The sequence below is a fragment of the Ruegeria sp. ABM4_193 genome, from assembly GCF_056158705.1.
The window spans coordinates 203,782-229,406 of record NZ_JBSWTT010000001.1 but is presented as its reverse complement, the minus strand read 5'-3'; the positions used below and the strand labels follow the sequence as shown (position 1 = coordinate 229,406).

32 protein-coding genes are annotated in these 25,625 nt (G+C 53.8%); 7 read left to right on the top strand and 25 right to left on the bottom strand.

Going from position 1 to position 25,625, the window contains the following annotated elements; translation table 11 throughout:
* Positions 1–35: 35 nt before the first annotated feature.
* The 4 genes from ACXADZ_RS01145 to ACXADZ_RS01130 all read right to left on the bottom strand — a co-directional run bounded on the left by ACXADZ_RS01145 (position 36) and on the right by ACXADZ_RS01130 (position 3,529).
* Complete coding sequence (locus ACXADZ_RS01145; protein ID WP_475192130.1) at positions 36–881, bottom strand: enoyl-CoA hydratase/isomerase family protein; 846 nt, start codon at positions 879–881, stop codon at positions 36–38.
* Between the two features lie 92 nt (positions 882–973).
* Positions 974–1,762: an SDR family NAD(P)-dependent oxidoreductase gene (locus tag ACXADZ_RS01140; RefSeq protein WP_475192128.1), complete on the bottom strand. Its 789-nt coding sequence runs from the start codon at positions 1,760–1,762 to the stop codon at positions 974–976.
* 12 nt (positions 1,763–1,774) lie between these two features.
* Positions 1,775–2,740: an LLM class oxidoreductase gene (locus ACXADZ_RS01135; protein ID WP_475192126.1), complete on the bottom strand. Its 966-nt coding sequence runs from the start codon at positions 2,738–2,740 to the stop codon at positions 1,775–1,777.
* Positions 2,741–2,752: 12 nt separating this feature from the next.
* Entirely contained in the window at positions 2,753–3,529 is a 777-nt protein-coding gene (locus ACXADZ_RS01130; RefSeq protein ID WP_475192124.1) for a CmcJ/NvfI family oxidoreductase, read from the bottom strand.
* A 107-nt stretch (positions 3,530–3,636) separates the two neighbouring features.
* Here ACXADZ_RS01130 and ACXADZ_RS01125 point away from each other — a divergent pair, with 107 nt between their 5' ends.
* A complete protein-coding gene (locus tag ACXADZ_RS01125; protein ID WP_475192120.1) occupies positions 3,637–4,548 on the top strand; it encodes a LysR family transcriptional regulator in 912 nt (303 codons plus the stop codon).
* A 547-nt stretch (positions 4,549–5,095) separates the two neighbouring features.
* Positions 5,096–7,603 carry an AsmA family protein gene (locus ACXADZ_RS01120; protein WP_475192117.1) on the top strand — a complete coding sequence of 836 codons (2,508 nt, stop codon included), beginning with the start codon at positions 5,096–5,098 and terminating at the stop codon, positions 7,601–7,603.
* An 11-nt stretch (positions 7,604–7,614) separates the two neighbouring features.
* On the opposite strand, the gene ACXADZ_RS01115 is transcribed toward ACXADZ_RS01120, so the two are convergent.
* The 12 genes from ACXADZ_RS01115 to ACXADZ_RS01060 all read right to left on the bottom strand — a co-directional run bounded on the left by ACXADZ_RS01115 (position 7,615) and on the right by ACXADZ_RS01060 (position 14,828).
* Positions 7,615–8,115 (bottom strand): hypothetical protein, encoded by a 501-nt coding sequence (locus ACXADZ_RS01115; protein ID WP_475192114.1) that lies wholly within the window; start codon positions 8,113–8,115, stop codon positions 7,615–7,617.
* A gap of 44 nt (positions 8,116–8,159) precedes the next feature.
* Positions 8,160–8,450 carry a hypothetical protein gene (locus ACXADZ_RS01110; protein ID WP_475192109.1) on the bottom strand — a complete coding sequence of 97 codons (291 nt, stop codon included), beginning with the start codon at positions 8,448–8,450 and terminating at the stop codon, positions 8,160–8,162.
* A 359-nt stretch (positions 8,451–8,809) separates the two neighbouring features.
* Positions 8,810–9,424, bottom strand: coding sequence for a transmembrane anchor protein (locus ACXADZ_RS01105; RefSeq protein WP_475192105.1), 615 nt, complete (start codon positions 9,422–9,424; stop codon positions 8,810–8,812).
* A gap of 12 nt (positions 9,425–9,436) precedes the next feature.
* The gene (locus ACXADZ_RS01100; RefSeq protein WP_475192102.1) at positions 9,437–10,153 is read right to left on the bottom strand and encodes a HupE/UreJ family protein; all 717 of its coding nucleotides are present in this window, start codon (positions 10,151–10,153) and stop codon (positions 9,437–9,439) included.
* A gap of 60 nt (positions 10,154–10,213) precedes the next feature.
* Entirely contained in the window at positions 10,214–10,531 is a 318-nt protein-coding gene (locus ACXADZ_RS01095) for a hypothetical protein (RefSeq protein ID WP_475192099.1), read from the bottom strand.
* Positions 10,532–10,868: 337 nt separating this feature from the next.
* Positions 10,869–11,747: a CopD family protein gene (locus tag ACXADZ_RS01090; RefSeq protein WP_475192096.1), complete on the bottom strand. Its 879-nt coding sequence runs from the start codon at positions 11,745–11,747 to the stop codon at positions 10,869–10,871.
* On the bottom strand, positions 11,744–12,088 hold the full coding sequence (locus ACXADZ_RS01085) for a copper resistance CopC family protein (protein WP_475192094.1): 345 nt from the start codon (positions 12,086–12,088) through the stop codon (positions 11,744–11,746). Before ACXADZ_RS01085 ends, ACXADZ_RS01090 begins: the two co-directional genes overlap by 4 nt.
* Positions 12,089–12,100: 12 nt before the next feature.
* A complete protein-coding gene (locus tag ACXADZ_RS01080; RefSeq protein WP_475192089.1) occupies positions 12,101–12,565 on the bottom strand; it encodes a c-type cytochrome in 465 nt (154 codons plus the stop codon).
* Entirely contained in the window at positions 12,565–13,032 is a 468-nt protein-coding gene (locus ACXADZ_RS01075; RefSeq protein WP_475192086.1) for a DUF411 domain-containing protein, read from the bottom strand. The genes ACXADZ_RS01080 and ACXADZ_RS01075 overlap by 1 nt, the downstream gene beginning before the upstream one ends.
* A gap of 58 nt (positions 13,033–13,090) precedes the next feature.
* A complete protein-coding gene (locus ACXADZ_RS01070) occupies positions 13,091–13,426 on the bottom strand; it encodes a hypothetical protein (RefSeq protein ID WP_475192084.1) in 336 nt (111 codons plus the stop codon).
* 206 nt (positions 13,427–13,632) lie between these two features.
* A complete protein-coding gene (locus ACXADZ_RS01065) occupies positions 13,633–14,172 on the bottom strand; it encodes a luciferase domain-containing protein (RefSeq protein ID WP_475192082.1) in 540 nt (179 codons plus the stop codon).
* Positions 14,173–14,237: 65 nt separating this feature from the next.
* Positions 14,238–14,828 (bottom strand): YceI family protein, encoded by a 591-nt coding sequence (locus ACXADZ_RS01060; RefSeq protein ID WP_475192079.1) that lies wholly within the window; start codon positions 14,826–14,828, stop codon positions 14,238–14,240.
* Positions 14,829–14,952: 124 nt separating this feature from the next.
* Between ACXADZ_RS01060 and ACXADZ_RS01055 the strand changes: the two genes are divergently transcribed.
* Positions 14,953–15,534, top strand: a complete 582-nt coding sequence (locus tag ACXADZ_RS01055; RefSeq protein WP_475192077.1) for a TetR/AcrR family transcriptional regulator C-terminal ligand-binding domain-containing protein — start codon at positions 14,953–14,955, stop codon at positions 15,532–15,534.
* A 545-nt stretch (positions 15,535–16,079) separates the two neighbouring features.
* Here the strand turns inward: ACXADZ_RS01055 and ACXADZ_RS01050 are convergent.
* Positions 16,080–16,277 (bottom strand): class II aldolase/adducin family protein, encoded by a 198-nt coding sequence (locus ACXADZ_RS01050; protein ID WP_475198445.1) that lies wholly within the window; start codon positions 16,275–16,277, stop codon positions 16,080–16,082.
* Complete coding sequence (locus tag ACXADZ_RS01045) at positions 16,278–16,433, bottom strand: hypothetical protein (RefSeq protein WP_475192074.1); 156 nt, start codon at positions 16,431–16,433, stop codon at positions 16,278–16,280.
* A 36-nt stretch (positions 16,434–16,469) separates the two neighbouring features.
* Between ACXADZ_RS01045 and ACXADZ_RS01040 the strand changes: the two genes are divergently transcribed.
* The 3 genes from ACXADZ_RS01040 to ACXADZ_RS01030 all read left to right on the top strand — a co-directional run bounded on the left by ACXADZ_RS01040 (position 16,470) and on the right by ACXADZ_RS01030 (position 18,549).
* Positions 16,470–16,793 (top strand): FCD domain-containing protein, encoded by a 324-nt coding sequence (locus ACXADZ_RS01040; RefSeq protein WP_475192071.1) that lies wholly within the window; start codon positions 16,470–16,472, stop codon positions 16,791–16,793.
* A 216-nt stretch (positions 16,794–17,009) separates the two neighbouring features.
* Positions 17,010–18,110 carry an Acg family FMN-binding oxidoreductase gene (locus tag ACXADZ_RS01035; protein ID WP_475192068.1) on the top strand — a complete coding sequence of 367 codons (1,101 nt, stop codon included), beginning with the start codon at positions 17,010–17,012 and terminating at the stop codon, positions 18,108–18,110.
* Entirely contained in the window at positions 18,100–18,549 is a 450-nt protein-coding gene (locus tag ACXADZ_RS01030; RefSeq protein ID WP_475192067.1) for a MarR family winged helix-turn-helix transcriptional regulator, read from the top strand. The genes ACXADZ_RS01035 and ACXADZ_RS01030 overlap by 11 nt, the downstream gene beginning before the upstream one ends.
* A 37-nt stretch (positions 18,550–18,586) precedes the next feature.
* Here ACXADZ_RS01030 and ACXADZ_RS01025 read toward each other — a convergent pair whose 3' ends face one another.
* From ACXADZ_RS01025 to ACXADZ_RS00995, 7 genes are all read right to left on the bottom strand, one after another.
* Positions 18,587–19,354 (bottom strand): SdiA-regulated/phytase-like domain-containing protein, encoded by a 768-nt coding sequence (locus tag ACXADZ_RS01025; RefSeq protein WP_475192065.1) that lies wholly within the window; start codon positions 19,352–19,354, stop codon positions 18,587–18,589.
* Positions 19,355–19,401: 47 nt separating this feature from the next.
* Complete coding sequence (locus tag ACXADZ_RS01020) at positions 19,402–20,574, bottom strand: adenylate/guanylate cyclase domain-containing protein (RefSeq protein WP_475192063.1); 1,173 nt, start codon at positions 20,572–20,574, stop codon at positions 19,402–19,404.
* 125 nt (positions 20,575–20,699) lie between these two features.
* The gene (locus ACXADZ_RS01015) at positions 20,700–21,254 is read right to left on the bottom strand and encodes a CIA30 family protein (protein WP_475192059.1); all 555 of its coding nucleotides are present in this window, start codon (positions 21,252–21,254) and stop codon (positions 20,700–20,702) included.
* An 11-nt stretch (positions 21,255–21,265) separates the two neighbouring features.
* Positions 21,266–21,718, bottom strand: coding sequence for a TspO/MBR family protein (locus ACXADZ_RS01010; protein WP_475192055.1), 453 nt, complete (start codon positions 21,716–21,718; stop codon positions 21,266–21,268).
* A gap of 13 nt (positions 21,719–21,731) precedes the next feature.
* Positions 21,732–22,235, bottom strand: a complete 504-nt coding sequence (locus ACXADZ_RS01005) for an aggregation factor core (protein ID WP_475192053.1) — start codon at positions 22,233–22,235, stop codon at positions 21,732–21,734.
* 1,011 nt (positions 22,236–23,246) lie between these two features.
* Positions 23,247–24,017 (bottom strand): hypothetical protein, encoded by a 771-nt coding sequence (locus ACXADZ_RS01000; RefSeq protein WP_475192051.1) that lies wholly within the window; start codon positions 24,015–24,017, stop codon positions 23,247–23,249.
* A gap of 73 nt (positions 24,018–24,090) precedes the next feature.
* Complete coding sequence (locus ACXADZ_RS00995) at positions 24,091–24,606, bottom strand: DUF805 domain-containing protein (protein ID WP_170357387.1); 516 nt, start codon at positions 24,604–24,606, stop codon at positions 24,091–24,093.
* 560 nt (positions 24,607–25,166) lie between these two features.
* Between ACXADZ_RS00995 and ACXADZ_RS00990 the strand changes: the two genes are divergently transcribed.
* On the top strand, positions 25,167–25,466 hold the full coding sequence (locus ACXADZ_RS00990; protein WP_113790467.1) for a hypothetical protein: 300 nt from the start codon (positions 25,167–25,169) through the stop codon (positions 25,464–25,466).
* Positions 25,467–25,625: the final 159 nt, after the last annotated feature.

Genomic DNA, 25,625 nt, shown 5'->3' with positions numbered 1-25,625 from the left:
TGCGCACCCGATGGGATCAGTGTTTTGGTGGTTGGTCAGTTGATGTCCTGCACCTGCATCACGAGATCGCCCCAATTGCGCTGGTTTTCGATGTCGTGCTCCAAACCTTGTTCATCCGCGATGGTGAAACGTTTGACGGCCGGAGTTTTGCTGGTGGCCTGATAAAGCCAATAGGCTTCTGCCTTCAGCGCCTCATCAATGGGTTTGTCGATGGATTCATAAACCATCTGCTTACAGGCATTGATCGATTCCGCCGGGAATTTTGCGATCCGTTCAGCCAGCGCGGTCACATACGGGCCAATTTCATCCGGCTCCAGAGCCTTGTTGATGGTGCCCAGGCGTTCTGCGTCATCCGCGCCATAGTCCTGCGCACTCAAGATGATCTCAAGCGCCTTGCCAAGACCGGTCTGACGCGCCATGCGCGAGGCACCACCGCCGCAGGGCAGAATTCCCATGCCGACCTCCATCTGCATAAACTTGAACTTACCCCGCGCGGCAAAGCGCATGTCGAGCGCCAACGCCAGCTCGTGCCCACCGCCGCGTGCAAACCCTTCCAGCTTAGCGATAGTGGCTTGCGGCACCTTGCTTATCCGTTCGCATACTGACTGGAGATCCAGAAGCTGTGCATCCTGCCGGGATACCGCCTCGGTCGACATGTCCTTGAGCAGGTCGGTGTCATAATGACAGACCCAGATTTCCGGATTGGCGGATTGAAAGATCACGACCTTGGTGTCGCGGTCCCGCTCCAGTCGCATGGCCAAGCTGTTGAGGTCGGCTAACATTTCCTGGCCTTGCACGTTCACAGAGCCGAAGTCGAATGTCACCGTGGCGATGCCGTTTTCGACGGCGACCTCAAAAGTTTGAAAGTTCTCATATTTCATCAGGCTGCCCTTTCTTGGGCCTCGACGCGATACGCGCGAGGGGGTTGGGGGGGGTAAAGGTGATTGTGTTTGGCGCGGTCGCGCCGCTTGGGTCAGCCCGTCTGGCTGATCAAGGTTCTGATGGTGTTCATGACTTCGGCGGTGTGGTCCTTGTCGCGTGCAGCAGCGTGTGGATCAGCGAAATCCCCGCTGTCATTGTCAAAGTAGGCGCCGGACGCGCCAGCGAACCGCTCACCCAGTGCCGCATCAGTCAGGATATCAGCGCCGATGTTCATGTCGTTCCCTGAGATGCCAAAGCCCTCTTGCACCATCTTTGAGGCGAGTAATGATCCGGGATTTACAGCGACCATCATCGGCGCATCGGTTAGCGCTTTGGCCCATTCAAGGGTCCAGATGGTGATCGCCAGCTTGCTTTGCGCATAGGCGTCCATATCCGCCAGCGGGACTTGGCCCAGCATAGCCTGAATGTTGACCGGGGCCTGCGCTGCTGACGACAGGTTCACAACGCGCCCGTCGTCGGGCATGATCGGCAACAGCAATTCGGTCAGCAGATACGGTGCAAGCGTGTTGACGACAAAGCGAATGTCCTGCCCGTTCTCAAGCACGGTTTGCGGGGCTTTCAACACACCTGCGTTGTTGATCAGCACATCCAGTTGGTCATGTTTGGCGCGTATGTTGTCGGCCAGCTTTCGAACCGCGGACAGATCGCTCAGATCAGCAGAATAGGTTTCAACATCGCCACCAACTTCGGCGGCGGCGCGCTCTAACTTGGAGGCGCTGCGTCCGTGCAGCAGTACCTTGTGCCCCTCGGCGGCCAGTTTCTTCGCCGTGAGCAAGCCAATGCCGTCAGTGGAGCCAGTGATAAGAATAGTCTTGGTCATCGGTAAGATCCTTCAGGAAAAGTGAGGCAGCACAACGTCCGCCAGATGGTCGAGGGTTGCGTCGATGGGTGCCTGATTGAACCTCAGGTTCAGTGCGACGTGATTGACCCCGAGAGCTTCGATCTCACGCAGATAGCTAAGCAAAAAATCGGTGCCGGACTGAAACCCAAGATGAATTGAACGCGGTGGTGCAACGGGGTCGGCAACGACATCGACATAGAGCGATTGCATAACGGGCTTATCCGGTTGGCCCGCCGCCTTCACGCGTTGTCGGTAATCCGCAATGACTTGCCCTTGGGCCAACGCGTTGCGCGGATAGGTCATCCAACCGTCGCCGTTCTGTGCCACCCAATCAGGTGTTTGCTGGCTGCCACCAGTGATGAGCATCGGCAGGCGGGTTCCGTGCGGTTTAGGCAACAGGTCAATCCCACCAGATAGCGTACCTTGCGCGTTCTCATGTGTGGGGTAATCCGATCCAACCGCGCGAATGTATTCCACGCTCTCACGAAAACGAGCCCCGCGGCCATCATAGCTTTGGTTCATCGCCGGGTACTCCTCAGGCCGATCGCCAGAAGCGATACCCAATAGCAATCGCCCACTCGAGAGTTCATCTGCCGTCGCCGCTGCCTTGGCGACATGTGCGGGGTGGCGCAATGGAAGGATCACACTCGACGTTCCAAGTGCAATCCGATCCGTCGCCGTTGCGAGCGCACCCAGATAGACAAACGGATCGAAAACCTGTCCGGGATCACCGAAGCTTGGAACATTGAAGGGCACGTCGCGTAGCCAAAGTGCTGCAAACCCAAGTTCTTCGGCTTTCTGAGCAGCTTCCAGATGCCCCCGCAGTGTCGGCTCTGCTCCGACGGCGTATGGTTCGAGCGGCAACACAAGACCAATGCTCAGCCGCCTCGGACGAAACACCCGATTGTAGGCCGAATTGATCTTCGCAAACTCAGTGGGCTGCCTATCATCCAACACGTCTGTCACCCTTTAATAGCGCACTAAAGTGCGGCTCTCGATGCTTTTGCGGATAGTCGTGACGTTTGGGTCCTCGACCATGTCGAGCGCGCTATGCGCAATCGATGGTAGCCCCTGATTGTCGTAGATGTTGAAGATCGCGACCTCCTCGGGCGTCATCTTGGATTGATAGATCCACTCATGTTTGGGGTTTCCCGCCAGCCCCATGATTTGCCCTGTGCGGTCGGGATAGATCAGGTCCAGAAGAACCCAGTCAGATGGCTCAACCGATGATGGGCGAACAAAGCCCAAAGGTGCCGAATTGATCGGATGATCCACAGGGCGCCATACATTGACAAAAGCGTAGTGACCTTGCGCCCACTCCGCTGCGGCCCCGGCGCCCAGCAAGTCGATAAGCCGTTGTTCGGCTCCGTCCTTGCTGTAGTCGCTATGAACATTGCGCGCCGGTTTACGTATTGCTTCGGGGTCGTCCACCCGAACAGTGTGATCAAAAACAACGACCTCTCTCGCACCCAGCTTGTCCTGCAGCATCGCTTTGATTTCCGCATCGTAAGTCGGTTTCCAGCCGTCGCCTGCAAAGTCTCGGACCTGCGTTTCAAAGGGCGTGATTTCAACGGCATCACGCGCAAATGAAATCGACGTCGTCGTTGTTCGGTTGTCCGCTAGCACAACGGATGTCGCGACGAGTTCAGGGGAAATCAGGTGGCCAGCGACCCCGCCAGCATCAAGCTCAAAGGCTTGCCGGTAGGATTTGTGAACATGGTAGTTGACTATGGCTGTCCGTGTCATGTGCGCCTCCTGCCAAAGCTTTGCGGTCTCTTTGAAAAGGATTTAACGTCGATCAAATTGCAGATAAACTGCCCAATCATGTATTGATAATTCGGAAAATAAATATAATGGGCTTAGACACAGACGCGCTTCGCTTGTTTATAAAGGCGGCAGAAATGCTGAACATCAGTGCGGCGGGGCGCGCGTTGGGTATGGCTCCAGCCGTCTCAAGCGCAAAGCTCGCCAAGCTAGAGCAAAGCCTAGGTTCCGAACTTTTGCACCGTACAACTCGCAAAGTGTCGCTGTCTGTCGAAGGTGCAGATTTCCTGCCTTTCGCCCGAGAGATCATCGCACAGGAGGAGGCTGCACTTACGGCGTTGGGCAAGCAAACGACCACCATCCGAGGCACCTTGCGCTTCGCTGCACCGAGCACCTTTGCACAACTCTACATAGCACCGATTATACCAAAGTTTCTTAAACAGCATCCCGACCTTACACTCGATTTACGTCTATCGGATGTTCAGTTTGATCTGATTGAAGGGAGTTTTGATCTGGCGCTCAGGAACGCGCCGCTTGTCGACACCAGCCTCAAAGGTCGAAAATTGGCAGATGACCGCCGCATTCTTTGCGCTGCACCGCACTATCTGGAAACGTACGGCACCCCCAAGACACCTAATGATCTGACCAACCACCACCTGATCGCTTTCCAAAATCGCCAACCGCGCCCGCTGACGGGACCAGCGGGCGAGAATGGGGTTTTCAATCCAGGATCAGCCAAAGGCAAATTAATTATCGATGACGGCCAAAGCCAGGTGTGTGCCACGTTGGCAGGGGCAGGAATTTCTTTGAACGCTCTGTGGAGTGTGCACGAGCATCTGAAATCGGGCCGATTGGCGCACGTCCTACCGAACTTCAATGCCAAAGAGGGCAATGTTCTTTGGCTAATCTACCCCAAGTCCAATGTGTTGTCCCCTAAGGTTCGCGTTTTTATGGATTTTCTGATCGAAGAAATTGGCGCAAAACCGCCTTGGGAATTGTGAATCCAAAGTCAGCCAAGCGCTTCAAAGTGTCAGCAAACCATTGTTTTGAAGGCGCTAAACCCCGAGGGCTGCGTTAAATTTAGAGGTCGATGAAGCTCAGATTTTTTGATCGACCCAGAATTCCAATGAGGCTGCAACCGGTAAGGCAAGTGTGCTGAGGGGAAGAATAAAAGCGACTGGCAGGACTAACAAAGACGATTAGTGACACGGCCCAATCGCCTTGGCTATGGTTCGGAACCGGCGTTCAATTTGGTGGGCTGACCTTCTGCTTGCGAGAAACTGAACGGCGAAAGCGGCGATAGGGGAGCACATGAGGGTTTGGCTATTTAGAATTATTGGGCTTGTCGCATTACTTGCATTCGCAGCAGTCGCTTTTGTTTGGTTGTTGCTTGCGTCTCCAATGTTCTCGGACATGCGGCGCGGCCTTGTTGAAAGAGTTCTTTCGGAACAAATTGGTCGCCCCCTTTTGGTGAACGATGATGTAAGCGTCGCGCCTGGCCGCATTAGTCACATATATGTCGGTGGGGTGGTCATCCCGAGCCTGACAATGCCGGAGTCACCACTTGTAGAATTGAACCTGTTGGAATTGGAGTTGGATATTGTCGCCTTGACCAACGGGCGTCTGCATTTTGACAATCTCGCCGTGGAAGGGCTCCAAGCAAATCTTCTGACGGCCACAGACGGCACAACAAGCTGGCGAAAAGGCAGGCCCACACCCAAGCCAGCTTCCGAGGAAACAGTATCGGCGGATGATCAAAAAGACGTCGCGAGCGCTGATAGTACCGATGAGATCGACACCGAAAGCAGTGGAATCCTGAACTTTCTGAGCGACAAGAACGTCAGCTTCAAGTCGATCGGGCTAAACATCGACGACAAGGTTTCAGGCTTCTCGTTTGTGTTTGACCTACAGTCACTCGCTCTGGAACAAGCGGATCATGGAAAGAGAACGAAGGTCTCTGGTTCCGGCTCCGTCAACGGTCAGGGTTTCCAAATCGAAGGCGATTACCCCCATGACGCGCCATTTACGACACGGGCCAGTTTCGGAGAAATGACCGTAAGCTACGATGGCGAGCCTTTCTCAGAAGACGAAGGTGGTGGCTATCGAGCTGTGTTGAAAATGGACACAGGTGAATTCGGTGATTTTCTAGACGTCATCGGGCTGGAACGCGTTCTGGAAGGCAATGGCCAGTTGCAGGCTGAACTCGTGTCTCAGGACGCTCTTAAGATCGAGGCGTTTACAACAACTGTCAGCCTGGAGGATGGGCAGAAACTCGAAGCTGAGGGTTCAATAGATGACCTCTACACCGCTCAGGGCGTCGATCTGCTTTTCAACGCGCGGCTTCATCCCGAAGGACAGCCTCCGCTAGCAGCGAAAAGTATCCAGGAACTGAAGTTCACTGGCTTTGAAATGCATATGGTCGGATCGCTGGCTTCCTTCGAATTCGAGAAGTTACTGTTCCAAACCAATGCATTTGACCAGGGGTTGGACGTAATCGGCCCAGCATCCATCGAAAGTATTCGCCGCATGCCAGACGGACGGCTCGCCATGCTGGGCATTGCGCTGCAAGCCGGCCCAACTGAAGAGCCTGTCCTGAAAGCCGAAGGTGAAATCCTCGATCTGCTTCAGCTTCAGGACGTAACATTCGATGGTGTGCTGAACGGGCCCGCCAAGTTGATTTTGCCCAACCTCGATGACGACTATGTTGACCAATTCGGCGGCATCAAGGCCGATTTCAACATATCCAATGCGGGCGGGCCGGTTTCACTCAACAGGTTTAACGCGGCTACTTACGACACTGATCTCTGGGCGCTTGATCTCGCACTATCTGTCAACGAGCTAAAAGGACTGGCTGGTCTCGATTTTGACGTGAAACTGGACGTCGACGACAGCGCCCAGTTTCTGACCGCAGTGAATCTGCAACCTGTTGAAATCGGATCACTCGCTATCGATGCTGAAACCTCCAAACAGGGCGAGGACTTTGATGCCGCAATCCAGTTCGAAGCAGGGTCCTCGCATCTTCTTGCGGCTTTGGACGCAAAATTTCCCGAGGGTGCTTCTGTTGTTCGGGGCAAAATCACGAGCGAAAGGCTCGATCTCAACGACCTGAAGAACCTGACTGCCGCACTGAACCAACTGAAGAGCCTAGTAGGCGAAACCTCAAAAGAACCTGAAGCCGAAGTTCAGCCCTTGGTTCTGCCGAAGGAGACAGACGTCCAGCCCTTGGTGTTGCCAAAGGAAAAAGGGAAGCCTGCCGATCTTCTGGATGTGCAGCGCGTGCTGCGAGAAGCTGACGTCGAGGTACAAATCGATTTCAAAGAGATTGTAGGCCAGCAAGGTGTAACCTCTGTTTCAAGCCAACTGTCTGCAAAAGACGGAACCGTGGATTTCGGCCCTCTCCAGATGGCTTATGGCGGCGGAAACTTCAGCCTGAGGGCGGTCATGGATCTGATTGATTCACCCGATTGGCTTTCATTGTCGGGATCAACTTCGGGATGGGAATTCGGTGAGATCCTTGATGAGTTTGGAATTGGCATTGATGCCTATGGACGTTTGAGCGGTGAGTTCAACGTTTCTGGCAGTAACGCCTCGGGCAAGGCCTTCGTTAATTCGATGCGCGGCAACGCGTCTTTGTCGATGTCGGAGGGCTACATCAGCACCAGCCTATTGGAACTGGCGGGGCTGGGCATTTTCCCTTGGCTGTTTTCAGAAGAGTTCAGACAGGGCTACACCGACATCACTTGCGTGGTTGCTCCGGTTGCTATTCAGGCCGGGCGAGTCAGTTCAAACTCCATCGTCATCGAAACAGGGTCAGTTCAATTGGTGGCCAGGGGGCAAGTGGACTGGCTGAACGATAGCATAGCGCTCAGAGCGGAGCCTCGGCGCGTTGGCAAACCGCTGTCTCGAAGCGCCTGGCCCTTTGATGTGACGGGCCAACTTTCGTCGCCAAAGTTCAAGCTGGATGTGGGCGGGTCCAGAAACAAGGCCCCGGAAGGCGCTGATGCTATGCCTGCCGACAGGCAACCCTGTGTGCCGGACATCAATCAATTGCAGTAGTCGGACGCTAACTAGTTCTTCAGTGGTTCCGGCTGTTCGGCCTGACACGTCAGAACGGCCTCAATGGCTTTTGCAGACCCGCTGAGGTCGAGTTCAACCTCGGCCCCACTTTCGCCAATGATCGTAACACTTTGGCGCTTTCCAAACTCGGTTACAAACGCCGGGTTGTCGAAAAAGGCGTAGCCACCCGGCACGCCATTCTTGAAGACACCAACAGCTTCGCCTTCGAATTTCGCATCACCAAAGTCGAACTTTACGATACCCGTTGCACCGTCCTCGATTTGAACCCAGGCCGGATTATAGGCTGCAAAAAAGCCGCCGGCCTGATTGGGTGCTGCGCCGATTTCAACGGTCATGTCATTTTCAAAGGGCTTCCACGCGAGACAGCCATTTCCCTTTTCGGGATCAATCAGGATTGTCCAATCCCCGGATTCACCCCACCGTTCCATCCCAGCGGCCCACACCGCGCCAGTGGAGATCAATGCCATTGCTGTCAGCGCCAACTTGTTCATTCGATGCCACACACTTGTTCTGCTGATCCTTGGATGCGATCAGATTATCGCGCTAGCCCAATCGAATACAACCATTCGCTTTCTGGAATATTGAACCACCACCAATGCGCCCTTGTCCTTAAAAAGAAATCATTTTCGCCCTCTGCCAGAGAAAACATGACGCTCAACTCCCCTAGAATTCGCCAGAGTTGTTCCAAGTCTCTTTCGGTCGACATGTAGTCCTTTACAAGATCTGTGCGCCCTGCCATCGGGACACTGTCGACGAACCCTTGCACCACGGTTGTTTTCGCCTCGGTGAAATCGAGATCTTCGATTTCGGTTGGGCCATCCACCATGCTGCGGCCTGAGGCAGTTGAACACGCAAGCGAGCTTCGTGAAGCTAAGGCGCAAGTGAAAGCGTTGGCGGTAGAACTGGAACGATTGGTCCGTCAACAAAAAGCAATGCTGGGCCTACGCGCAGAGCAAAGTGTGTGAGGAATACCGGACTATCGTCGTGTCTTGAATCAAAGTCGACAGAGCGCTTCAAATCCTACGCTACATTCTCCAAGATATATGCAAGCTCTCAGTCCGAAGCGGATCTTCAAAATCCGACTTTGTAATTCTCGTGTAGCGGACCAAACGGCCGTTAACGGCAAAGAACCGAATGACCGTATTGATGCCGCGCACCCGGTTTTTGAGCGCGCGGCTTGTGGTGTTACTCGCTTCGAACAATGTCCGAGTAAGCCCCATTCAAGTGGAGTGTGACGGTGACCGCCTCATCGTCTCTGTTGCGCCAGAACCAGCCGTGATCACCGGCGAAGGGTGTTTCAAAACTGCCTTCGCCTTTCGTTTGACCGCGCCCTTTCTCGTAGGTCACGTTTTGGTCGCCCGCATGTGCGTGGAGGTCGAAGTTGATACGACCACCTTCAGCCACCCAAGAGTAGAACAGGGTCTCGCCCTCTTGCATGGTTGCCTTGATCTCGGTGAACTCACCCGATTCAAGCGTGAACGTGATTGTGTCCTGCCACGCTCCTTGAGCGCGCGCCGTTCCAACAAACAGACCAACGATGTCGCCCAGCAAGTTGGACGACTGGTCAGCCCCGTGAAGCTGTTGATCTTGTTCGGCTTCATCTGTCAGTTCCTGTTTGATTTCACCCATCTCAGTCAGGCCAAGCACGCGGCCCGCACCCGTTGGGTCGATCCCGTATTCCGCGGGCAGCACAACAGCGACCAGTATCGCCCCGGCGCTGATAGCTGCGATGACCGTGGAGCGAAGAAGCTGGGCTGAACTGGGCAATTCATCGAGGCTCGGTTTTTTTGCATTAAACATCTGTGCTGTTCCTTATGCGGCTACGAAGTAGCCAGTGAGTTGGTATCCCATCAGCACAAAGCCGATGGTCATCATGACGACATTGACGGTGTAGGCTTGTTCGAAAAACTTGGCGCTTTTTCGCCAGTACCCCATGACGATGAGGATGGCTGCGAGCGCCAGCAGTTGACCGATCTCGACGCCAACATTGAAAGCCAGAAGGTTAGGCAGAAGCCCGTCTGGTGCGATCTGATAGTCCAATATCTTCGTGGCCAAGCCGGTGCCGTGAAACAGGCCAAAGATGAAAGTCGCTGCCTTGGTGTTGGGCTGGAAGCCGAACCACCGCTGATAGGCCCCAAGGTTGTCGAGCGCCTTGTAGACAACGGACAGCCCGATAATGGCGTCCACAATGTAGGAACTGATGCCCCAGCCGAACCAGACGCCTGCAAGCATCGTGATGGAATGCCCCACTGCAAAGAGGCTCACGTATACTGCAACGTCTTTCGATCGATAGAGGAAGAAGACGACGCCAAGGAGGAACAGGATATGGTCGTAGCCCGTCACCATATGTTTGGCCCCGAGATACATGAAGGGGATGATGTGCACGCCCCAGATTTCTTGGATGTAGCCAGCGTCGCCGGGCGTAACATCATGCGCCATAGCTGCGCTTGTCGATAGCAGCAACATGGATAGGATGAAGAACGCGAGACGCTTAGAACTGCGCCTGACGCCCTCATTGAGGGTTCTCATGGATTAACTCCGCATAGTAGTTGGATTGATCAGTGGTGCGCGAGAGCCGCGCAGTGCCGATCAAGCGCGCGGAGGTCGGTCTATTCGGAACTGACGGGTGGGGCCGTTGGCGGAAGCTAGCCGTCGCCAGGCCTCGCCTGGGTGAAATTCAGGTGCGATGCCGGGGCCGCTGGTAAGAAACGCCTGATTGTGGTCATGATCCACCACATCGTGGCTATGGCCGTGCATCGCCCAGAATAGGTCTTCTTCGAAGCCATGTGAATGGCCATGATCTTCAACCATTTCCAAATGGTCTTGGATCGTCTCAAATATCGCCGGTGCATGAGAGAATGATGGCGTTACGGACCAAACGACCAACGCGAGACAGAGGGCAGCCAAGCCAACTCTCTGAATGTGCTCGTAAGCCTGTTTCATCACATCTGTCTGCCCGGTGATCGCAGCCTTTATGCGGCCGCCATGATTTTGTTAACTTCTAACTTAGTGTGCGCCACGTGGTCAATTCCGGACAACAGACCATCGGATAGATTGGTTTGTTTTGGACCTGTCGCGGCACCCGAAGCGACAACTGCGCATGGCTGCCCTTCGTTCATCTTGCAGCATCGGTCAGATTGGACTCGGTGCTGCCGTTCTCTGCGGCTTGCATGATTGACTGGTTGCAGCCCAAAGCGGACATTCGTGACAAGGATTTGCAGCTTTTGTTTCGGACCATAAGCCGTCAGAGACTGATGGGAGGTGTCGTCACACTTGTTAGGGTCGCCGTTGCAAGCAGGATCAGGACAACAGCCAACATCTCTATCGAAATCGACCATCGGAGAACAATTGTCGCGCCACGCTTCTCAGCCCTGAGAGCCGGAACAAATCTCAACTTGTTCAACGCCGCGATACCAAGAAGGGCAGAAACGATCACGACCTTGACCAAAAGCCCCAATCCATACGCCGTTCCGAACAAGGCAGCTAAGGAGCCCGAAAGCAGCCATGCGAGTGCTACGCCTGAAACAATAAGGGCGCCAACTCCGTAAGAAGCGACATTGCCAAAATAGTGCAGTAGGTCAGCCCCAGTAGGAGTGAGCGCCGCTTTGTGCAACGGCAGAAGAGCGCCAACCCAAAAGGCAACTGTCAGCAGATGAACAACCAGTAAGACTGAGAGAAGCTCCCTGGGCTCTCCGAGGGAGTGTCCCACCTGGGCAAAGGAAATCGCTATGGCAACGCTGCCCGCCAAAGCGATCCATTGCCCGACGCGGGTGAGCAGGATTGCCAAAATCGCGAGTTCACCCACCGCTCGCCAAACTGCGGCGGTGCCAAGCGGACTGTCCCACACAAAGCCAAGCATCATTGGGTCCGTCGCGCCCTTAAAGCCCATTCCGGATATCCGCGCCGCTCTGATGCCGAAACGTAAAGCAAGCACTGCGAGACCGACAATCGCTGCACCGACCGCGAGGTGCCGTGCAAGACGCAGAACAGACGCCTCGGCGCGCGTGGCAAAGAGGACCCTGAACAGAACGCTACCCATCGCCAGCAGCGCCGCACCGTAGCCAAGCGCCTTTGCCAAAATGGCCAAGACGACGACACCATCTATAGGGGCCAGTCCGATCACTCAGCGACCGTGAAAGAGAAGCTGCCCTGCATCGGGTGTCCGTCTGACGCCATACCTCGCCAGTCGAAACGGTAGTTTCCGGGTGCAAGCTCCTCCAAAGGCGTAGCTCGGAATTCCGTGGTAGGGTCCCTACCCGTTTCGCGTTCAATTTCGACATCGCCATCGGGTGAGGTCAACGTGACCGAGATGATGCGCATCGGATCATCGAACCGCATGGTAAGCTCAGGCACATCCGTGACAGTCGCGCCGTCAGCCGGCGTCGTTGCTTCGGACTTAGAATGCGCAGCCGCAAGCATTGGAGCCATTGCTACGACCAAACCGAAAAGGGTTTGTTTGATCATCTGAGTTTTCCTCTATTCGGGTTGGGCATTCAGTTCGTCGTGATACTCACGAATGTCATCGGGCCAGGTTGATTTGATAAAGGACAGCACCGCAATGATTTCGTCATCGCTGAGCACACCTTCATAGGCAGGCATACCGGTTGGGGGCGCATTTTCCATCAGTCCGGCCAGGCCAAATTTAGTGAGGGTGAACAGCGTTTCATCATCGTGGTGCCACGTGTGCCCTGTGGCGTCATGCGGCGGTGCTGGTAGTAAACCATCCTCGCCGCGCATCTGCCAATTTGGCTGTCCTTCAAGGCTCGCACCGTGGCATGCAGCACATTGATCCGCGTAGATATCTTGGCCAGTGGCGACCAGTTCGGCGTCATCTGGTATCAATAGACCAACCGCCTTGGAGGGCTGAGCCAGAATGAACAATACGGTGAAACCGGCGAGCGCAAGCCCACCGGTGACCAAGAGTGTCGTGCGCCCTAACATCAGGTGTCGAACGGCTGCGCGGTGCCCGCGCGGTAGTAAACCGTACCGGCCCCAGCCTCTCCCCCAAATGCGATGACGTTATAACGGGCAGACGGATCGTCGCCCATACCAGGGGAGCCCATTGGCATGCCAAGAACGGCAAGCCCTGTGATGTCGGGCCGATCCTTCAACACAGCTTCCAGTGCTTCGAACGGCACATGGCCTTCAAAGACATAACCACCGGCTTCAATGGTATGACAGGATGCGAGGTTCAGCGGGATACCCCGCGCTGACTTCTGTGCCTCGGGGTCTGTCAGCTCCTCAACGCTGACGGCGTAGCTACGCGCGCGAGCCAAGTCGGCCCATGCGTGACAACATCCGCAATCTGGTGAGGTAAGCACGTGCATCGGGGTGCCTGCACGGACGGGAAGAGCACTCGCGATGAGAGCAGTTGCAGATAGTGTGGTGAAGTGACGACGTGTGATCATGTCTGTCGGTCCTTTGATGTGAAATTTGAACGGATTGCGGGCGAGCGCCCGTTGCCGTTCAAGCTTTCGGAGGACCGGTGGGGACGCCCAGTGCGAGGCCCGAAAAATCGCAGCGAGCCTGCGTCACACCACCTTCTGAGATCGCAAATGGAGCAATCGGCGAAATCCCTGCCGTTGCAACCAGATCACCAAAACAGGATGTTGAACCCATGCCGCCAGTGGTGTCACAACACTCCGCTGCAGCTTTCTCGGCATCAGCCAACGGATCGTCGCCCGCCATTTGAGCATGATGACCAGAATGATCCGATCCATGGGTCAAGCCATGCTTCACGGACGGTGCGGATGCGCCAGAGAATGCAACAACCAGAAGTATCGACAGGACCAAGCGAAACATACCAATTACCTACTTGGGGTATGTGGTTTTGACAAGCTTCGAGGATGTGCCGCCATATACTTCCTAGCTTTACTCATTTTCCGTGCGCCACATCTCTGGATCATGCCCGTCCGGAACAGTGGATCATAGATCACCTGAAATTTCGGCAAGGCTGCTTATTGACTGACTTACGCATAAGTAGCGACGGCAAGGTCAGCAGGTTGCCTTTAGCCCAAGATTTTGCCGGTGATGAAGGAATAAGAGCTTTCGACCAGATCGATGACGACATCCAGCTCTTCAGGCGTGGTCGGTGTATATATCATGACAAAGCCGCTCCACCCAGGACGTTGATTGGCCCAAGGGTGTTCGACGGCCCAGCCAGCCTCAATTGCCATTCGCGCCATTGCCGGGTCGAGCGAGGCGTGCAAGCTGCCATCTGTGTGCATATGCGCAAACTCAAACCCACCGACGATAGAGTTCGGTCGAGACAACAACATGTCGGGATCAAGCTGAAAGCCAATCGCGCCAGGAAGCGATATGCGCGTAGGGCCAAGTGTGACCCCTGGGAATTGCGCGACACGCTCCAGCAATAGCTGGGCCAAATCGGCATCAATCTCGACACCAATCTGTGTATGGGGTACGCCGCTTGTTGTTTCAGGACGGGGTGAGCTACGCTCCGGCAAAGAGCGCTCTTGTGCGAATGCCAACGGGCACGTCAATGCCACCGCCGTTGCACCAACCGCCAATGCTCTCAGGATTTCATTCATCGTGTTGACCATCCGCCAAAATCAAGGAATGAGCGTTCAGCGCAGTATCGGCGCCCTTGCACACATCATTCAGCCTTTAACGCTTCGATATTGATCAAGAGCTCTATCTCGTCGCTCACCGCTGGCGCATATGCCCCAAGTCCGAATTCAGACCGCACGATGGTCGCCGTGGCTGCCAGGCCCAGGGTCGACGTGCCCTCTTTTGGGCCAAACGGGTATGGAGCTGACTTGTTAAGCGTTGTTTCCAAAACAACAGGTTTGGTGATGCCATTCATGGTCAGGTCGCCAGAAATATTCGCGGTTTTATCCCCGGTGACTTCAATGCTGGTCGAGGCGAATGTGACCACGTCACTGTCACTCGCGCTAAAAAAGTCATCGGACATGAAGTGTTGCAGACGGGCGTCCCAGCCCGTGATCATGGATTTTACAGGCATAGACACTAAGACCGATGATGATGACGGATCATCTTCGTTGAACTCGATCTCGCCGCTAAAACCTGAGAACATTCCAAACGTTTCCGAAAACCCGATGTGGTCGTAACTGAACAATACCTGACTGTGCCCGGGATCCAGCTCGTAAGTGCCACTCTCGGACAATGCGGTTGTCGCGCCGATTGATAAGAGTACCGCCAACGGGGTTGCTGCGACTTTGAACATTGATACGCTCGCATTTTGACAGGACATGTTCGCGGGATTGAGTATTGAGCTTTAGATTTCACCTGACGATACATTTAGAACAAAATGTTCTGCTATGCAACAATGTGTTCTATAGGAGGGACGATTGAAAGAAGATCCTAGGCTGATCGCTACACGGCGGGCCGCGCTTGATGCGGCGCAAAGGATACTCATGGATGAGGGTGTGCTGCACGTAACTCATGGTGCAGTTTCTAAGGCGACGGGCATTTCGCGCAGCACACTATACAGGCACTGGCCAGATGCGCGTTGTCTGCGTGATGCAGCGTTCAGGCGCATCGCAACACCGCCAAACATACCGCCTAAAACTGATGGCCCGCTGCGATCTGACCTGCGCTGGTTACTCGGCGTACTGATGGGAGCCTTGAATGACACACCATGGGGCCAAATCGCGCCTCAGGTGGTCGCTGCTGCGTCCACCGATGCAGAAGCGCGTTTAGTGATCACTGAATTCATGAAAGACAGGTTCGCAAGTGTTGAAGCAATATTTGCAGCCGCAATAGACCGCGGTGAGATTGCCGCAGATGTTCCGGTTGAACAGCTCATAGAACTCGCTGTCGCGGCACCATATTTCCGCAAGCTCATACGTCACGAAACACTTCACGAAGAATGGTTGGACAAACATGTCGATCTGCTTTGCAGCATCGCGCATACAACTTGGGGCCAGTGACCATCATCTGATTTTGCAATCAAAGCGACCTGCAACTGGCGCGAGATTGCGACAGAACAGCAAGCTATGATCAATGGCATGTCCAGCCAGTTCTGCTTAGCGAGTGCTCCAAAAGATCTCGATAAAGGTTCGCTATAATCGCTCGTCAAGGCTTGCAAAGTCTGCTTTCCGCGCATCGCTGACGTTCGCGAGAACCCCAGCAAAATGGCCGAATGGAACCCAACGTCCCTCAGTGAGCGCCCCTTGCCGGTCGAGCGCCGCAAGAGACCATAACCGTAACGACTACGCCATAAACTGATCAAGCTCATCGCTAAGTCAGACTATCGCGCAGAGCAAAACTTTGGGCGAACTACTCAAACTTATGGAGTGCGCGAAGTGTTATTCGCAAACCTGCAACCGGTGTAGGCGCGCGCACAACACCGTGCTCATGCTATTGATTTAATTCATTACATTCAGGTTTTCTTGCCCATAACTTCGCGTGATATTTGCGCGTAATTTTGCTCGGTTTACCCAAAAGTTTGCACACTCCCCCTATCGGCGTCCCACTACATCCTTCCGAAAGTCTCTTTAAGTTCTGCGACTTGTTCAGCATCCAACATCCGGATTGGCATACCTCGCATTACAAGGAGCAACTTGGCTGTTTCTTCCAACTCTTCTGCTGCACAGACCGCTGAGAAAAGATCCTTTCCCGATACGAAAGGTCCGTGATTGGCCGACAGAACCGCACTATACTTGCCGCCCAGTTAACGGATCAAATCACCGGATTTCGGGTCACCCGGCTTGACGTATGGAACCAGTTTGACCGTGCCGACGCGCATGACAAAGTATGGTGTAAGCGGCGGAATACAGTTATTGGGATCGGTGTCTTCCAAACACGACAGTGCGGTGGCCCAGTTCAATGGGGGAGGCTCACCGAAGCTGGATCAATTGCGAAGATGGACCAAGCCATCAAAGCCGAAGACCTTGAAGCCTGGGCCGAGGCCGACGAGTTGTTTCATCAGGAACTCGTTCGGTTGGGCGGCAACAAACGGGTCGAAGCGATTGTTGCCATGATGAGCGACCAGGTGCGCCGCGCTCGCGCAACGACGTTGTTCATCAGGCCCCTGCCCGTCAAATCCAATGAAGATCATCGGGTTGTTTTCCAAGCGATTAGTGAAGGTCGACCGGATGCCGCCCGTGAACGACATCGAGCACACAGGCTGCAAGCACAGGCTATGCTTTGCGGGATACTAGAGAAGCACCGACTCAACAGCCTCTGATCTTCTCGCATCCAGTCGTTAATCAACTAAAATAACTGCTTCTTTTCGGCACCAAAGGCGCTCCGAGTACTTGTCCACCGCGGTAATCGGCGGTTGCGTCCGGCGGCTCTAATATTCTTTTTTCATGGTCACTCAACCAATCACTGCATCAATTGGGGTTGTAATAGTACGATTTCGAATTAATTTAGTTCGATATCGTACTAGCGGAGACTCAAGATGCCAAATCGAAGACGTTTTCTCAAGATTCTAGGCGGAGGCACAATTCTGGCGGCAACGGGCGCGGTCGCGTTCCTCGCTACACGCACGCCGCATGAAGCGTTGGCTCCGTGGACGCCAAAACTGTATGACGACCCACGCAAGGCTGCTTTGTCCTACGCAATTCTCGCCCCCAATCCACACAACTTGCAACCTTGGCTGGTCGAGTTCGTTGGGCAAGACAAGGTGCGCATCCACCGCGATACAGATCGCGAGCTTCCCGAAACCGATCCTTACCACCGCCAGCTCTATATTGGCCTCGGTGCATTTGTTGAGACGATGGTACTGGCGGCAGGTGCACAGGGATTTGAAACCGAGGTCAAGTTACTACCAAATGGAGATGACGGACCCATCGCAGAAGCAGTGTTCGTTCCTGGCGGAGCACCCGATCCACTCTCAGATCAAATCCTCAACCGACATTCAAACAAGGAACCGTACACTGAACAGCGCCTATCTACCGATCAAGTGTCTATGCTTGGTAACTATGCAACTTTGATTACCGATGAAGATTTGGTGGCCCGAGTTCGAGACCTCACGAAACGCGCTTTCGAAATCGAAATGCGAACCCCGCAGACCTTGAAAGAATCCGTCGACCTGATGCGGATCGGGAAAGCAGAAATCAACGCCAACCCGGACGGGATTGAATTACGCGATCCCATGTTGGAAACGCTGCGACTTACTGGCCTATTGGACAATGAAACCCTGATGAACGTTGACCACCCAGGCACTCAGTCACACATGCGAGGCTACTTCGCCATGCTAGACGCGACGCCGCAATACGCAGTCCTCACGACAGCCACAAACACGCGAAGCGATCAACTTGATGCCGGTCGTCAATTGATGCGTTTTTACTTGAAGACAACTGAAATGGGCCTGGGCGTACATCCGGTCAGTCAGGCCCTTCAGGAGTATCCTGAGATGGCAGATGAATACGCTCTCGCGCATGAGCTTCTTGCGTCACCGGGCCACACGGTGCAAATGTTGCTGCGTTTGGGGTATGGACCCGAGCCAATTGCCACACCCCGCTGGCCGCTGGAGACGCGAATTCTGAATGAAGCCTGAAGATGAGACCAACGAAGTCTACCGGTTCTTCACCGAGGTCGGGATCATCAATCAGTTGATCTCGACCAAGCTTGAAGCGTTCTTACCTGGTCGAATGACGGCGACTCAATTTGGAATTTTGGGCCATCTGGTACGGCGTCCCGAAGGTGAAACCCCGCTGCAACTCTCAAACGCGTTTCAAGTGCCCAAGACTTCGATGACGCACATGCTCGCGAGCCTTGAAAATCTTACCCTGATTACCCTTGAAGCCAACCCCAATGACAAGCGTTCGAAAATTGCCCGATCGACGCCGCATGGCGCAGAGTTCCTGAAAACTTGTATGGATCGGATGTCGACAGCTCTTGGACCGGTTTTGTCCGAACTCGGGCCCGAACCGTTTCATGAGTCTTTGCCCAATCTGGTGCTCATTCGCGAAACTTTGGACAGTGAGCGCGACTAGCGGAAACCTGCGTCGACCCAAGCAAACAGAAAAGCTCTCAGAACATCATGCAATCCGCGCCCGGCGGCAGCGGCGGTGATCCTTCAGGCAAGGTGGGCGTGTAGTCAAATGTCACAATCTTCGCGCCGCCATCGAATGCCACGAACAGTTGGTTGGATCCCGGTCTAATGGCGATGCCTTCTGGGTCGGTTCCGAACTCCAACAAGCTTTGCTGAGCGAGCAGTTGGCCATCTGCCGTGAACTCATACAAGCTGTTTGACCCTTCCCAATCATCAACAATCAACAAGTGGCCGGTACGCGGGTCAATCGCGATGCCCTGCGCCTCGCTCAAGGGCGGAGAGAGCTTCATGGTGTCCAATCTCGCCGCCAGAGTGCCCTCGGTGGTGAACCAGGACAACCGTTCAGGGTCATCCTCGACAGTCACGATCTGTCCTGCGGCGTTGATTGCAATTCCTTCCGTATCCGCGAACCCGCCTTCCAATTCGAAAGGCGCTCCTAGGGGTGATCCATCCTTGGTGACACGTTGAAGACTACCGAGACCATCACCCAGCAACAAGTGGTCCCCTTCAACAGCAATTGCTTTGATCCGAAAGAGGTCGCTGGATATTCGGCGCAACTCATCCCCTTGCAATGTAACGAGAATTGCTTCGGGCCCCTCGTTCGCAATCCACAACCCACAAAACGTCGGATCGTAGTCAAGACTTGCGGGCTGATTGAGCTCGTAGCGCCCAGTTTCGCGAAGCTGCAATGCCATGGCCGAGGTAGGCACAGCAAAGAACAATAAAGCAATGATCCTCACAAACACTCAAGATGCTCCCGAAAAGGCATGTTGTTTTAAAAAACTATACTTGATTATTGCGCCCCTTCAGTGAGAAAGAACAGCTCAATAGGCTGAGCAAGGCCACGTATTTCGTGATCCCCACAGCTAACGAACATGTTCGGTGCAGCACTTGCAACGGCTGACGTCGCCAACACTCTCTGACCAATTGATTTTGTTAAGTTTTCAATTCGGCTTGCGACGTTCACCGCACCACCCAAAACCGTAAAATCAAGCCTGCCGGGGCTGCCGATGTTACCGTAGCTGACCTGCCCAACGTTGATCCCAATTCCAATGTCCAAGGGCGGTTTTTGGAACTCGTCTCGTCTAGTGTTGAGAGCTTTCAAACCACTCAGCACACTCTGCGCTGCAAGAGCCGCCATTCTGCAACGGTCGGCATGGTTTTTTTGAGCTTCAATAGTGAAGATCGACAGGATGCCATCACCCATGAACTTGAGGACGTCTCCACCGTTGTCTTCTACAGCTTTGACTACCAAATCAAAATAGTCGCTGAGCGTGTCGAAGACTTCTTCTTCCGAAGAGGTTTCGGAAAGTGCCGTAAAGCCTCGCAGATCAGAGAACATAACCACGGCATCCAGAGTTGTTCGCTCACCGCGCTTGATGTTGCCGCTCCAGACTGCCTCGGAAGGTCCATCTCCTAAATAGGTTCGAAGTAGACCTTTAGACGATTTTCGCATCGTCACAGGTTCCAGAGCGGAAGAAAGGGCAGGTAACACCGCTTCAATCAGCCTTAGATGCTCCGGCGAGAACCCATCCGGCGCCTGTGTAATGAACGTACAACCATGCAGCGATCCATCTCCGTAATAAAGCAAAGTAGCGTAGTAGTCGGTGCCGCCTTGCTCTGCAAACTCCAAATAGGATGAATGCTCTGTTTCTGAGTCCAGTTGCCGAAGACTTTTGTGAAGCGGCTTTCTATTCGCCAGAATATACTCAAATGAGCTCCCAACATAACCATCCGTCAACGTCGTCTCATGGGTGACATCGTAGCTGTCGGTGCCGTTGGGCGTCCAAACCACGCCCCAAGCAATAAGCAATGGATTGGCAAAGCGTTGACCAATGTTTACTCGCCACAGCGGAACTCCGGCTTCGACCAAGGAGGAACAAAACTGTGACACCACCTTTACGGGATCGCCGGAGCGACGACCTTCTGTAATCATCCATTCGGTTAGTCGAGTTACTTCTTCCATGGACCCAAGTTAGTCGCATGGAAACGATGAGCAAAGACTATTGGATTGACAACGTCGCTTGCTTTTTTGGGATCGCCTGATCTGGCTGGTTCAACGAAGATTGGAGCGTTGCGTCCGGGCGACCTTCAGTAGAAACCAATCTCGCTGACGTCTACGCTGGCCTCATGATCGCGCCCGTAGGCTACAACTCCAACTGAGGTGACTGCGTCTGCAACGGGAGTAGCGCGTAACATGGCACCTGAAGCCTTGAAGCCTGACAGAGGCAAATAGATTTCTGTCCACTCGTCAGAAGTTGCAAACGCGGCCTGATAGTATTGCCACGGAAGCACGGTGCCACTTGTCCTGAGGTGGACGAAGTATTGTTCGCCGTTGCCCCGGACCAATAGCCTGACGCCTGATACACCCGTACCTGGTCGATCAGACAACTTGCGTCGTAACTGGATGAAGCCGCCGTTGTTTACTGTACTCACAGTTCCGGTCAGCCGCGCGAATGCAACATTACCTTCCGAACGAAACTGCACCTGCCCTGAAGAAACCCCTCCCATGACGGTGTCGGCAACGTAGTCCCAACGCGTCTCCGGAGACTTGGAGAAGTCTTCAGTCAGTTTTACATCAGCCTGCGCCATCATGCATCCGATGATAACAAAACCTGAAACAAGCCCAATGAAGTTGGCACGCATATCGATCCTTCTCAGTTCAGTATAGCAATGGAAAGGTTCAGCGCCGTGGCAAATGCAACCCATGCAAAATACGGCAGGAAGGCCAGTGCGGAAACCCGATCTGAAGTCCTGACCTGAGCTATGAACATGACGATGACAGCCAACAACGCGACAATTACGACAAAGGCAAACCATGGCAGTTGCAGTACGAAAAAGGTTGGGGACCACAAAAAGTTCAGACCCATCTGCGCCCACCACAGCTTCATGGCGGTCGAGCCGCGGTCTGTTTCAAACTGACGCCAACCAACCATAGCGATCAAAACATATAGCACCGACCAAACCGGCCCAAAAATCCAATTTGGTGGATTGAAAGCCGGTTTAGAAAGCTGCGCGTACCATTCGCCAGGTGCAGTCAGTGTCCCGATCAGGATGCCGCCGCCCACCACAAGCGCAAGGAATGCTATGCGGATCAACCAGTTCGACATTGTAGGATAGCTTTTAGCAGTCCTTGGTCGTCACGTTAACAAGCGCTTCAGAAGAAAAGGTCGCCGTGCTGGTCTTATCCGCATCAGTATAAGACACCGTGGCGCCTTCGATCTCCGACCCCGTTACGGTGATTTCGCGTTGCCCGATAGTGTCATCTACATCGATGGTAAAGGCGAGTTTGTCCCCGGCTGCGAGGGAGGCAATCTCAAGTTCAATTGTATCTTGCCCATCCACGACCGCAGGAATTTGCCGCAGAGCATCCGCACCCTCAACGAATTCAAGCGGTTGGAAGACCTCGACACCAGCGCCCTTTTCGGAAACGTCGAAAATCAGACGCCCGGCAGATTGCGACAAGTTAATTTTGACGGTCGAGGCTTCTACCTCGCAAGCTCCAACATTTGTCAGAACAAAACGGTCTTTGGGCGCGCCTTCTATAAAGCGAATTTGTACACCAGCTTGAAGCGAAGTGGCTGAAAATAATCCAAGGGTCGCCGCAACAATACTCTTCGGGAGCATATTTATCTCCTTCCTAATAGGTTCTTGATGGATACGCTTCGGCGGGTTTCTTGGATCAGACTTGCCCGTTTGTCTTTCGTGGTTCAGCCGACACGACCTATCGAAGTTCCACGCGCCGCCGTCAGAACGTTAAAGTCAAAACATGCTATTATCATTCTCGCCGTTTGCTGGAACTTCCTGAAGAACGTCCCAGTGCTCGACGACCTTCCCGTCGCATCCAGGCGAAAAATATCTATCCCTGCGCACTTGAGACCATCAGGCCAGATTTGGTGGCAATGCAGAATAACGTGATCTTCTTCAACCGGTGTAGGTGCGCTCATAACGCTGCATTCCCAACATTGATTTCATTGAAGAAAATCTTGGAAGCTTGCCCATAACTCTGCGCGGTATTTGCGCATAACTTTGCACGATTTGCCCATAAGTTTGCGTGCCACAGAGAACCCATCGAACAAACCAGCTCCTATGGCTTATCTGCAATTCTCAAATGCAGTTTACTCCCAATCGCCAGCAGACGAGCGCCACCTTTTAGCGTCCGCATCCCAAACACTGGCCGTGACGCAAGGCGTTGGGTTTATTCCGTCGCAATTGGATCCATGAATATCCGCAACAACAACGCGTTGACGCCCAAAATCAACGACTGTCCAGCCTTGGTTGAGCAAGGAGTGCACCTCTTCGCTTACCCAAAAGTGCGACATGCATCCGCCAGTTCCGCAGTAAAGAGATACGGCGCTCGAACACGCAAAACCAGCCTCATTCAAAACCCAGTCGCGTTGTAGATCTCCGTCGAGATCGACCCTTTCAACCGCACCCCAATCTAAGTCAAATTGACCGTCGTTGAACTAAGTACAGGCTCGTGCCGCCAGACCAACCTTCGCCTGCAAACCGGGCGGAAGTTGCGATACATCAGCCGCGACAGCTGGTGAGGTCCAGGCAAGGCCCGAAGCAAGCATAACCCCGGCGAGCAAACATTTCATCTGACGCGCTATTTGGGAAGCTGGTTGGAAGGAGGTATCAATTGCACTGATCATACCTGTAGTCCCCGTATTCCAGCCAGTTTGCCGAGCCTTCGCTAAAAATCAGAAACTCGGACCTGTCCTCCCCAAGCAGTGCGACGACAAACCCGGCGGGCGGCTCAAAGTTTCCGAAGTAACTGTAGGCCGTCATGGCTCTGATCAACTCGCCGTTGACCGTTACTCGCGCGTCCCACTCCCCCTCTGGATTGTCCAGAATTAGATATTCGATTTGGCGCTTTATCGCTCCGCCACCACAATAGACAATGCCTTCGGGTGCTTCGTAGGAGGCCCCTTGGCTAGCACCTGAATCGCAGGCAGAACGAAAGGACCGAATTGCCGTGCCGGAACCCTTCAAGTCAAAGATTCCGTAGCTGACATCTTGATCAATCATCGACAGATTAACCGATGCATTCGCCGCAAGTTGGTCCAGTACAAAAGCATAGTCCTCTTGACTATTGAAACTGACCTCGACGGGATAGTTGTCGACGATCTGCACGGCAGCGTTTTCTGAGCCAACCTGAAATGCCCCAACTTCGGTGGTGCTGTTCTTCAAAAATCGAATGGAAAGCCCCTGCTTCTCCACAATGTCCTGGCTGTCCTCATATCCAGCCGGAGCAAAGCGGATACGGTCACACTGAAGCTCCAGCGTCATGTTTCCGGTTTGAATAAATGCATTGGGATTAGGGCCGGAGTTGACCGACCACTCCGCCGATGCTGAGGTCGCTCCTGCCATCAGTAGCATTCCAATGGAAATGGTTTTGAAGCACATTTTTTCTCTCCATTGAGTTACGGTTCGCACTGCTATTCAGCAGAGAGTCCGGCCCGTTGCCCGGACAACCAGGTCAGGAAACAGGTTCGCCGTATTCGTTTGCGCCTTCTTCCGAAGGGCGCGTCAACCACCAGATCATCAGAATGGACAGAACCAATTGAAGAATTGAGACAACAACAATACCGGTCACGCCCAGGACGGCCGCAGGTCCTCGCAATGCGTCAGGGTTCTCGGTCCCTTGCTCCAATACCGAGAAGAACGCCACCCCACCCAGCATAACAAAAAGCGTTGTAATGCTGAGCGCCATCGGCAGCAGCAAATACCAGCCAGGTCGTCCTGTATCATGTAGCCTTCGCCAACCGGCGGCCAGCATAGGTATGAGAACAGCCAGCTGGAAAACAGAGGACAGGACCCGAGATCCCTGGCCTGTTTCGGGGTTGGTCCCGAATATGATCGTATCCAGCACAGCCAAAGCAGCACTCACGAGAACCACAAACAAGAAGAACCACCAGTATTCTGAGCGTATAGCCCGACCGGAGAACTGGAAGTATTTCGAGAAACACGTTTTAACGGCTTCACCAAATCCCATCTTTCAATCCCTTCATTGTTTTTGTGCGGCCTCAAATCGCTTCGCCGCTCAGGGGAACACACTCTTAGCTCCCACTTACTTTTTTGTTTGAACGCAGAGGCCTATCGTACGAGAGCGTAGAGAAATTTACGCGCGGAAAAAATATTGATTTATTAAAAATTAGATTCAAACATGCGAATTCGACACAACTTTATTTTACCTCCGTTGTTGTCGTTGCTGCTCGCTGTGCCGAGCCCTTTCGACTGCTGGAGTGAGTGCTAGCGGTCGGAAGGCACTTTACAATGATTGAGCGCTGGGAGGACGCGATGCTCAGACTTAAGGTACTCGCTCTCTTTCCAGAGTTTGCTCTAGCATTTGCTAGCGACTTCATTCGGCCTTCACACGTTAATGTCGGCCCCGATAGTCAACGAAATATCGTCCCGCCGACCAAGCCCACCGCGGCAAGTTTTGGGAAAGGTAGTCACAGGATCAAGGTATGTTCAATTGGCTGCACAGACGCGAGAGCTTCAAACAAGCGCATCCAATTTCACTAATTTCAAGGGAACCAGAGGGAGAAGAAGATGACCAACAAGATGGTGATGATTGCGGGCGCGACATGTTTCGCACTGCTTGCGGCCTGCGACGATACGAGTACATCAAGTGCGTCCGCCGAACTCACGCCGGCTCAGCAGGCGTGTTTGCGAGATGTAGCCAACACGACGAACAATTCGCAAGTCGTGGTGCTCTCATCCGCGTTTAGCGAGGCGGGAACACAGGTCACAGTCGGCGTAGGCGAGGATCGTGCTCCTTGGAATTGCATTGCTTACAGTGATGGCGCGACAGCTGGAATCGAGTTCCTGGGCGACGAAGGCGCATTGTGACCTGTCTGCTGCGTAGCTGAAAACGGCTGCGCAGCACTGGCTTGATCTGCTGAGGCTCAACTTGGTTTGTAGAACCACCAACCGGTGTAGGTGCTCGCATAACGCTGCATTACCGACATTGATTTCATTAAAGAAAATCCTTGAAATTTGCCCATAATT

What these genes read in the sequence shown, in the direction of transcription:
- ACXADZ_RS01145 (WP_475192130.1), bottom strand. Translation starts at nt 881, where the DNA reads ATGAAATATGAGAACTTTCAAACTTTTGAGGTCGCCGTCGAAAACGGC.
- ACXADZ_RS01140 (WP_475192128.1), bottom strand. Translation starts at nt 1,762, where the DNA reads ATGACCAAGACTATTCTTATCACTGGCTCCACTGACGGCATTGGCTTG.
- ACXADZ_RS01130 (WP_475192124.1), bottom strand. Translation starts at nt 3,529, where the DNA reads ATGACACGGACAGCCATAGTCAACTACCATGTTCACAAATCCTACCGG.
- ACXADZ_RS01125 (WP_475192120.1), top strand. Translation starts at nt 3,637, where the DNA reads ATGGGCTTAGACACAGACGCGCTTCGCTTGTTTATAAAGGCGGCAGAA.
- ACXADZ_RS01120 (WP_475192117.1), top strand. Translation starts at nt 5,096, where the DNA reads ATGCCGGAGTCACCACTTGTAGAATTGAACCTGTTGGAATTGGAGTTG.
- ACXADZ_RS01115 (WP_475192114.1), bottom strand. Translation starts at nt 8,115, where the DNA reads ATGAACAAGTTGGCGCTGACAGCAATGGCATTGATCTCCACTGGCGCG.
- ACXADZ_RS01110 (WP_475192109.1), bottom strand. Translation starts at nt 8,450, where the DNA reads ATGGTGGATGGCCCAACCGAAATCGAAGATCTCGATTTCACCGAGGCG.
- ACXADZ_RS01105 (WP_475192105.1), bottom strand. Translation starts at nt 9,424, where the DNA reads ATGTTTAATGCAAAAAAACCGAGCCTCGATGAATTGCCCAGTTCAGCC.
- ACXADZ_RS01100 (WP_475192102.1), bottom strand. Translation starts at nt 10,153, where the DNA reads ATGAGAACCCTCAATGAGGGCGTCAGGCGCAGTTCTAAGCGTCTCGCG.
- ACXADZ_RS01085 (WP_475192094.1), bottom strand. Translation starts at nt 12,088, where the DNA reads ATGATCAAACAAACCCTTTTCGGTTTGGTCGTAGCAATGGCTCCAATG.
- ACXADZ_RS01080 (WP_475192089.1), bottom strand. Translation starts at nt 12,565, where the DNA reads ATGTTAGGGCGCACGACACTCTTGGTCACCGGTGGGCTTGCGCTCGCC.
- ACXADZ_RS01075 (WP_475192086.1), bottom strand. Translation starts at nt 13,032, where the DNA reads ATGATCACACGTCGTCACTTCACCACACTATCTGCAACTGCTCTCATC.
- ACXADZ_RS01070 (WP_475192084.1), bottom strand. Translation starts at nt 13,426, where the DNA reads ATGTTTCGCTTGGTCCTGTCGATACTTCTGGTTGTTGCATTCTCTGGC.
- ACXADZ_RS01065 (WP_475192082.1), bottom strand. Translation starts at nt 14,172, where the DNA reads ATGAATGAAATCCTGAGAGCATTGGCGGTTGGTGCAACGGCGGTGGCA.
- ACXADZ_RS01060 (WP_475192079.1), bottom strand. Translation starts at nt 14,828, where the DNA reads ATGTTCAAAGTCGCAGCAACCCCGTTGGCGGTACTCTTATCAATCGGC.
- ACXADZ_RS01040 (WP_475192071.1), top strand. Translation starts at nt 16,470, where the DNA reads ATGGACCAAGCCATCAAAGCCGAAGACCTTGAAGCCTGGGCCGAGGCC.
- ACXADZ_RS01035 (WP_475192068.1), top strand. Translation starts at nt 17,010, where the DNA reads ATGCCAAATCGAAGACGTTTTCTCAAGATTCTAGGCGGAGGCACAATT.
- ACXADZ_RS01030 (WP_475192067.1), top strand. Translation starts at nt 18,100, where the DNA reads ATGAAGCCTGAAGATGAGACCAACGAAGTCTACCGGTTCTTCACCGAG.
- ACXADZ_RS01020 (WP_475192063.1), bottom strand. Translation starts at nt 20,574, where the DNA reads ATGGAAGAAGTAACTCGACTAACCGAATGGATGATTACAGAAGGTCGT.
- ACXADZ_RS01015 (WP_475192059.1), bottom strand. Translation starts at nt 21,254, where the DNA reads ATGCGTGCCAACTTCATTGGGCTTGTTTCAGGTTTTGTTATCATCGGA.
- ACXADZ_RS01010 (WP_475192055.1), bottom strand. Translation starts at nt 21,718, where the DNA reads ATGTCGAACTGGTTGATCCGCATAGCATTCCTTGCGCTTGTGGTGGGC.
- ACXADZ_RS01005 (WP_475192053.1), bottom strand. Translation starts at nt 22,235, where the DNA reads ATGCTCCCGAAGAGTATTGTTGCGGCGACCCTTGGATTATTTTCAGCC.
- ACXADZ_RS01000 (WP_475192051.1), bottom strand. Translation starts at nt 24,017, where the DNA reads ATGTGCTTCAAAACCATTTCCATTGGAATGCTACTGATGGCAGGAGCG.
- ACXADZ_RS00995 (WP_170357387.1), bottom strand. Translation starts at nt 24,606, where the DNA reads ATGGGATTTGGTGAAGCCGTTAAAACGTGTTTCTCGAAATACTTCCAG.
- ACXADZ_RS00990 (WP_113790467.1), top strand. Translation starts at nt 25,167, where the DNA reads ATGACCAACAAGATGGTGATGATTGCGGGCGCGACATGTTTCGCACTG.